The following is a 6,954-nucleotide window of genomic DNA, read 5'->3' as shown; positions in this document are numbered from 1 at the left end:
AGCACAAAGGCACGTCGTCCCTATAAAACGAATGCAGACCGGAAAAATTAGCGAATGAGAACAAGTATCAGAAAGGAAGGGTATGGCGAGGATAGTGAGGTGACCCATGACCCCTGTGGGAGCGAGCTTGCTCGCGATAGGGCCATGACAGGCGACATAGATGTTGACTATCCGGCAGCCATCGCGAGCAAGCTCGCTCCCACAGGGGGTGAGTGATGTTCGGGTTTAGCTGACCGCCATCAACCCGTGCCGCCGATGATGAACGTCCAGCTGATCCTTGATCACCCGCAACACCTTGGCTTCGTGCTCGTGGATAAAGAAGTGTCCGCCAGCGAGCATGTCCACCGAAAAGCTACCGTGGGTTTCCTTGCTCCAACCGATCAACTGTTCGGTGGTGGCGCGATCAGCCTTGCCGCCGAGCACGTGAACCGGGCACTTGAGCAAGGGACGCTGCTGCGGCTCGAAGCGCCCGCATAGGAGAAAGTCCGCACGCAGGACCGGCAGCGTCAGGCTCATCAGCTCTTCGTTGGCCAGCACCTCTTCACTGGTGCCGTTGAGGGTGCGCAATTGTTCGATCAGTTCGGCATCGGTTTTGGACTCGGCGAAACCCCGATCGTAGTCGGCACGCAGGGTCGGTGCGGCGGTGCCCGAAGCGAACAGCGCCACCGGTTCCGGGCAGCCCAGGGAGCGAAACGCATGAGCCATCTCGCAGGCGAGCAACGCACCAAGGCTATGGCCAAACAGCGCATACGGCGTCTTGAGCGTGGCTTTTTGTTCCTGCGCCAGTTGCAGCGCCAAGCGTCGCATGTCGGTGTGCAACGACTCGCCAAACCGGGCGCCACGCCCCGGAAGTTCCACGGGTTGCAGCTTGAGCCACTCCGGCAGTTTGCGCCGCCAGCGGCTATAGACCATGGCACTCGCGCCCGAATAGGGCAGGCAGAGCAATGTCAGCTGGGTCACCGGGTTTACCTCGAAAAGTTGTCTGTTAAGAGAACGGATGAGGTCGGTCTTGAATTAGTCGAAGATCCAAATGTGGGAGCGGGCTTGCTCGCGAATGCGGTGGGTCAGTCAACGTTGATGTTGTTTGACCCACCGCATTCGCGAGCAAGCCCGATCCCACATTTAGTCATCATTTCAAGTGACGATAGCTTTGGACGGCGGAACCGAGCACCACGGCGCCAGCCGCAATCGCCACCCAGAACCCGCTCCGCGCCCCAAACGCATCCACCAGCCACCCGGAACTGGCCGCGCCGATCGCCACGCCAATGCTCAACCCGGTCACCAGCCAGGTCAGGCCTTCAGTGAGTTTGGCCGGCGGCACGATGCGCTCCACCAACGCCATCGCAACAATCAGCGTCGGCGCAAAGAACAGCCCGGCGACGAACACCGCCAGCGACAGCCCGAGAATGTTCGTCGCCAGCAGCAACGGCAGCGTGGTCACCGCCGTCGCCACCCCGCCGTACAGGAACAGTTGCGGCAACGGCAGTTTCGAGCGCAACGCCCCGAACGCCAAACCGGCCAGGCACGAACCGATGGCATACACCGACAACACAATGCTCGCCGCCGCCGGCTGGCCCTGCTGCTGGGCGAACGCCACGCTGACGACATCCACCACACCGACGATGGTGCCCATGGCGACCATCAACAGCATCAGCAACTGAATCTCGCTGGAACGAATGATCGAACCTTGATGATGTTCTTCATGGGGATGAATCGCCGGCTCGGTGTCACGTTGCAGCACAAACGCCGTCACCCCGATCGCCAGCATCAGCAACGCCGCCAACGGCCCAGCCTCGGGGAACGCCACCACGCACAACCCCACTGACAGTGGCGGCCCGACAATAAAACAGACCTCGTCCAGCACTGACTCCAGCGCATAAGCGGTTTGCAGCTCAGGCTGGCCGCGATACACCTCGGTCCAGCGCGCCCGCACCATCGCCGACATGCTCGGCATGCAACCGGCCAGCGCGGCGAACACAAATAACGTCCACTGCGGCGCCTGCAAGCGAGTGCAAAGCAACACCAGCAACAACGCCCCGCCACCGATCAGTGCCGACACCGGCAAGATCCGACGCTGCCCGAAGCGGTCCACCAACCGCGAAACCTGCGGCGCACAAAACGCCGTGGCCAAGGCAAACGTCGCCGCCACGGCGCCGGCCAGTCCATAGCCACCCTGCAATTGCGAGAGCATGGTGATCAGGCCGATGCCGGTCATGGAAATCGGCATGCGCGCGATCATCCCGGCCAGCACAAAAGCACTGCTGCCTGGGGCTTTGAATAGCTCGCGGTAGGGGTTAGCCATAGGTGCAGGTCTCAACAAGGGCCTGCAAGTTGCCATAAACGCTGACAGAGGGGAAAGCGGCTAATTGTTGGTTGAATGTGAAGGCCCCTTCGCGAGCAAGCCCGCTCCCACATGGGTTCTCGGCCATGCATAAAATTTGTGTACACCAAAAATCTATTGTGGGAGCGGGCTTGCTCGCGAAGGGGCCCGCAGAGACGACCTCCTTTTCCGCCAAATGAACTCTCTACCGCTCAAACCAGTCAGCTAGTTAAGCCCTGTACTCGAGGCCTTAATCCTCATGCAGATTTCCCTCGCCCAACAAGTAGCCCTGAGCCTTTATCCGGAGTTTCGCGGCAATGGCTGATCATCATCCCGAACGACAAAGCGCTATCGATGCCCACGGCATCATCGGCGACATGCGCAGCGCGGCACTGGTCAATGACAAGGGCAGCGTGGATTTTTTCTGCTGGCCGGAATTCGACAGTCCGTCGATCTTCTGCTCGCTGCTGGACACGCCCGAGGCCGGGATTTTCCAACTGTCACCGGATTTACCCGACGCTCGCCGCGAGCAGATTTACCTGCCTGACACCAATGTGTTGCAAACCCGTTGGCTCAGCGACCGCGCAGTCGTCGAAGTCACCGACCTGCTGCCCATCGGCGACAGCGAAGATGCCACGCCGGTGCTGATGCGCCGGGTTCGTGTAGTCAGCGGCCAGGCAACGTTTCACATGCGCTGCGCCGTGCGCCATGACTACGCTCGCGCCAAGACCCGCGCACGCATGGATGAAAAGGACGTGACCTTCGAGGCCGACAATCAGCCGTCCCTGCGCCTGTCTTCGGATCAGGTTTTGCGTATAGACGGCCATGCGGCAGTCGCCGAATTCACCCTCGAACAGGACCAGAGCGCCGAGTTCATGCTTGGCGGTATCGACGATCCGCGATTCAAGGAAGGCGCCGCCACCATCTGCCTGGAACGGACCCTGAAGTTCTGGCGCGACTGGATCGGCCAATCCAACTATCGCGGCCGCTGGCGGGAGATGGTCAATCGCTCGGCCCTGGCGTTGAAGCTGCTGACCTCGCGCAAACACGGCGCGATCCTCGCCGCCGCGACCTTCGGCCTGCCGGAAACGCCTGGCGGCGTGCGCAACTGGGACTACCGCTACACGTGGATCCGCGACGCCTCGTTCACCGTCTATGCGTTCATGCGCCTGGGCTTCGTTCAGGAAGCCAATGATTACATGCGCTGGCTACGCGGGAGAGTCAGCGATTGCCACGGAAAACCGATGAAACTGAACATCCTCTATGCCATCGATGGCCGCCAGGAATTGCCGGAAACCGAACTCTCGCACCTCTGCGGTCATGGCGACGCGACACCGGTACGGATCGGCAATCAGGCTTACGACCAGGTCCAGCTCGACATCTTCGGCGAGTTGATGGACGCGGTGTACCTGGTCAACAAATATGGCGACGCCATCTCCCACGAAGGCTGGAAACATACCGTGGAAGTGGTCGATCAGGTCTGCGAAATCTGGGAGCAAAAGGACGTCGGCATCTGGGAAATGCGCGGCGAGCAGCATCACTTCCTGCACTCGCGGCTGATGTGCTGGGTCGCACTGGACCGAGCCATTCGCCTCGCCTCAAAACGCTCACTGCCCGCCCCGTTCGCCCGCTGGGACCAGACCCGACAAGCGATCTACGCTGACATCTGGGAAAACTTCTGGAACGAAGAACGCGGGCACTTCGTCCAGCACATCGGCGGCACCGCGCTGGATGGCTCGATGCTGCTGATGCCGCTGGTGCGCTTCGTCAGCGCCAAAGACCCGCGCTGGCTCGCGACCCTCGACGCCATCGAAAAGAATCTGGTACGCGACGGCATGGTTTACCGCTATCGCAATGACGACACCCGAATCGACGGCCTCGACGGCACCGAAGGCGCCTTCGCCGCGTGCTCATTCTGGTACGTCGAATGCCTGGCCCGCGCCGGCCGGGTGGAAAAGGCGCATCTGGAATTTGAACAGTTGCTGAGGTACGCCAACCCACTGGGGTTGTACGCCGAAGAGTTCGACAGCCATGCGCGGCATCTGGGGAATACGCCGCAAGCGCTGACGCATTTGGCACTGATCAGTGCGGCCAGTTTCCTGGATCGGAAATTGAGTGGGGAGAAGAGTTTCTGGCAGCCGTGAGAGCACCTCGCCACAGGTTTGTGTAGTCCGAAGTCCTGCACTGCTTAAACAAAACCTGCATCCACCGCCGGAAAATCCTTTGTTGCCAGCCGTTACATCCATCCCTACCATCCACCGTCAACGGGTACAGCGGAGCTGTCCAACAAAACCCGAATTCAAGGAACCAGAATGACCCAGCGCATCCACCGCAGCATCGACGCCCCACTCCGGTCAGGTCTGAACCGGGATGAATTGTGGGAAGGCCAGGACAAGGGCCTGATCAAATGCTGGGAGATCGGCCGCCAACGCGCCGCCCGTTTCCCCGAACTCGCCCAACGCTGCCTTGCCGGCGAACTTCCGGTTCTGGGCTGGAAAGGTGGCGTCAGCCGCAGCCTGAAGAAACTCGAAAAATACGGATCCCTCAAGTACCTCGCTCAGTGGCAGGGGTTGCGCGGGGAAGATCTGGATGTTGATTTGGGTGAAGAACGGGCATTGACCTGTTCGCGGACCAACATGGTGGTGACGTTTACGCCGGATCGGTCGAAGTACTTCAATCAAGTGGCGGAAGTGGAAGTCTAGGAATTAGGCAAATACAACCTCTCTGGAGTATCGAATGAACAATGAAGCGCTGATCCACTTCACCCAAACTCCAGGTTTGTCGCTCGCCTATGAAGAACACGGCCCCACCACCGGCGAAGCCGTCATCCTCCTCCACGGCTTCCCTTACTCCCCGCGCGCCTACGACGAAATCGCCCCGACCCTCGCCGCCAAGGGCTACCGCGTCATCGTCCCGTACCTGCGCGGTTACGGCCCGACCCGGTTCAACCATCCCGACACCCTGCGTTCCGGACAACAAGCCGCCCTCGCTCAGGATTTGCTGGAGCTGATGGATGCGCTGGCGATTAAACAAGCTGCCCTGTGCGGCTACGACTGGGGCGGTCGGGCGGCGTGTATTGTGGCGGCGCTATGGCCCGAGCGGGTTCGTTGCCTGGTGACCGGCGACGGTTACAACCTTCAGGACATTCCCCATTCCACCGAACCGTTGGACCCGGAAACCGAGCACCGACTCTGGTATCAGTATTACTTCCACACGCCACGCGGGGTCGAAGGCCTGACGAAAAATCGCCGGGCCTTGTGTGAATTGCTCTGGAAGTTGTGGTCACCCACCTGGGCCAAAGGCCCTGAGTTGTATCCGTCAAGCGCACCGGCCTTCGATAATCCGGATTTCGTCGAGGTGGTGATTCACTCCTACCGCCACCGGTTCATGTACGCGCCCGGCGAGCCGGCGCTGGAGTGGATCGAAGAAGCGCTGACCCGACAGCCGCCGATCAGCGTACCGACGATTTCCCTGTGCGGTGCCGACGATGGCGTCGGACCGACACCGGAGATAGACGAAGACATCACCCATTTCACCGGGTGTTATGAGCGGCGAGTGTTGGCGGGCGTCGGGCATAACATTCCCGAAGAAGCGCCCGAGGCAACGCTCAGAGCCTTACTGGATCTGCTGGAGGGCTGACGCTGAAACGCTCGCGATAGGCCTGCGGGGTCACGCCCATGGCCCGCAGAAAGCTGCGTCGAAGCGTCTCTTCGCTGCCGAAACCGCATTGCACCGCCACCCGTTTGATCGGCACGCCGGTATCGCTGAGCAAACGTCGGGCGGTCTCGACCCGAATCAGTTCGATGGCCCGGGCCGGAGTCTGGCCGGTGTCGGCGCGGTAGTGGCGCACGAAACTGCGTTCGCTCATGCCGGCCTGCAAGGCCAGGGTCGGGATGCCCAAGTCCTTGGTGAGGTTTTCACTGATCCAGGCATGAAGTTCGTCGAAACGGTTGCCTTCCTTTTGCAAAGAAAGGGTCACGCTGAACTGCGACTGGCCGCCGGGGCGTTTCAGGAACACTACCAGTTGCCGCGCGACTTCCAGGGCCATCGTGCGGCCAAGATCTTCTTCGACCATGGCCAGCGCAAGGTCGATGCCAGCGGTGACCCCGGCCGAGGTCCAGACCGGGCCGTCATTGATGAAAATCGGATTGGGCTCAACCTGCAGCCGCGGATGCTGCTGCGCCAACTGCTCGCAACGAGTCCAGTGAGTGACCACCCGCCGGCCATCGAGCCAGCCGCTGGCCGCCAGCAAAAATGCCCCGGTGCACACCGACGATACTCGCCGACACCCCGTCGCGTGTTCACGTACCCACGCCACCAGCGGTTCGTCTTGCGCCGCGTCGTAAACGCCCCAGCCACCGGCAATGATCAAGGTGTCACTACCCTCTTCGGGCAACGGCTCGGCCAACAGCGCCAGCCCCGCCGACGACATCACCGCCCCGCCACCGCTGGCAATCACCGACGGCGCATAAGGTGGCGGAAAACCTTGCTGGCGGGAAATATCGTTGGCCGAAGCGAACACCTGCAATGGCCCGGTGACGTCGAGCAGTTGCACATTGGCAAAGGCGAGCACGTGAATGGTTTTCGGCATAATTGGCGTAATTCGTGGGGTTATTGGCGTATACGCCAAATCC

6 protein-coding genes are annotated in these 6,954 nt (G+C 61.0%); 3 read left to right on the top strand and 3 right to left on the bottom strand.

Annotation, left to right across the window (positions count from 1 at the left end):
- Nucleotides 1–225: 225 nt before the first annotated feature.
- Nucleotides 226–960 carry a thioesterase II family protein gene (locus ACMXYH_RS09705; RefSeq protein ID WP_415766943.1) on the bottom strand — a complete coding sequence of 245 codons (735 nt, stop codon included), beginning with the start codon at nt 958–960 and terminating at the stop codon, nt 226–228.
- Nucleotides 961–1,129: 169 nt separating this feature from the next.
- Nucleotides 1,130–2,302 carry an MFS transporter gene (locus tag ACMXYH_RS09700; RefSeq protein ID WP_415766942.1) on the bottom strand — a complete coding sequence of 391 codons (1,173 nt, stop codon included), beginning with the start codon at nt 2,300–2,302 and terminating at the stop codon, nt 1,130–1,132.
- A gap of 335 nt (nt 2,303–2,637) precedes the next feature.
- Here ACMXYH_RS09700 and ACMXYH_RS09695 point away from each other — a divergent pair, with 335 nt between their 5' ends.
- From ACMXYH_RS09695 to ACMXYH_RS09685, 3 genes are all read left to right on the top strand, one after another.
- Entirely contained in the window at nt 2,638–4,464 is a 1,827-nt protein-coding gene (locus ACMXYH_RS09695; protein ID WP_415766941.1) for a glycoside hydrolase family 15 protein, read from the top strand.
- A 168-nt stretch (nt 4,465–4,632) separates the two neighbouring features.
- Nucleotides 4,633–5,022 carry a hypothetical protein gene (locus ACMXYH_RS09690; protein ID WP_129437180.1) on the top strand — a complete coding sequence of 130 codons (390 nt, stop codon included), beginning with the start codon at nt 4,633–4,635 and terminating at the stop codon, nt 5,020–5,022.
- A 34-nt stretch (nt 5,023–5,056) separates the two neighbouring features.
- Nucleotides 5,057–5,959 (top strand): alpha/beta fold hydrolase, encoded by a 903-nt coding sequence (locus tag ACMXYH_RS09685; RefSeq protein ID WP_415766940.1) that lies wholly within the window; start codon nt 5,057–5,059, stop codon nt 5,957–5,959.
- On the opposite strand, the gene ACMXYH_RS09680 is transcribed toward ACMXYH_RS09685, so the two are convergent.
- A complete protein-coding gene (locus ACMXYH_RS09680; RefSeq protein ID WP_415766939.1) occupies nt 5,928–6,911 on the bottom strand; it encodes a GlxA family transcriptional regulator in 984 nt (327 codons plus the stop codon). The genes ACMXYH_RS09685 and ACMXYH_RS09680 overlap by 32 nt on opposite strands.
- Nucleotides 6,912–6,954: the final 43 nt, after the last annotated feature.

Source organism: Pseudomonas frigoris, from assembly GCF_047758635.1.
GTDB lineage: Bacteria > Pseudomonadota > Gammaproteobacteria > Pseudomonadales > Pseudomonadaceae > Aquipseudomonas > Aquipseudomonas frigoris.
The sequence above is the reverse complement of the archived record's forward strand: the minus strand, read 5'-3'. Positions and strand labels throughout refer to the sequence as shown.